Annotated in this window: 1 protein-coding gene; it reads right to left on the minus strand. The window is 61.8% G+C overall.

The annotated features are described in order from the left end of the window. The coding region (locus AC1DU6_RS34855) for a solute carrier family 23 protein (protein WP_477863099.1) at positions 1-598 on the minus strand (598 nt) is incomplete at both ends.

Below are 598 nucleotides of genomic sequence, written 5' to 3' on the forward strand. Positions count from 1 at the left end.
GGTCAGCGCGTCCCTGTCGACTTTCCGATCAGTCATCTCGCCGAGCGCCAGGAACATGCCGAGCGACTCGATCATGACGACGATCATCACGATGCACATGGTGACGATCGGGACGAGGTGGAATTGCGGCATGCCGAAATGGAACGGCAGCACGATATCGACCCAGCCAGCGGTGCTGACCTTGTCGAAATGCATCACGCCGAGCACGCTGGCGAGGATGRCTCCGGCGATGATGCCGAGCAGCACCGAGACATTGGCCAGGAAGCCGGTGCCCCATTTGATCAGAGCGAGGATCACGACCAGCACGAACAGCGCGATACCGAGGCCCTGCAGCTGGCCATAACCCGGATTGGGGAAGGTGTGCGGAACGCCGTCGATCATCTTGGTGAAGGTGGGTATTCCGCCACCCGCCCAGTTGATGCCGACGCGCATCAGGGAGATGCCGATCACCATGATGATGGTGCCGGTGACCACGGGGGGAAACAGCGGCAGCAGGCGGCTGATGAAAGGCGCGACAACGATGCCGAAGATTCCGGCAGCGATGACCGAGCCATAGATCCCGAGCAGGCCGATATCCGGAGCGGCGGCCATTGACAGC

The sequence above is a fragment of the Roseateles sp. P5_B10 genome, assembly GCF_056400485.1.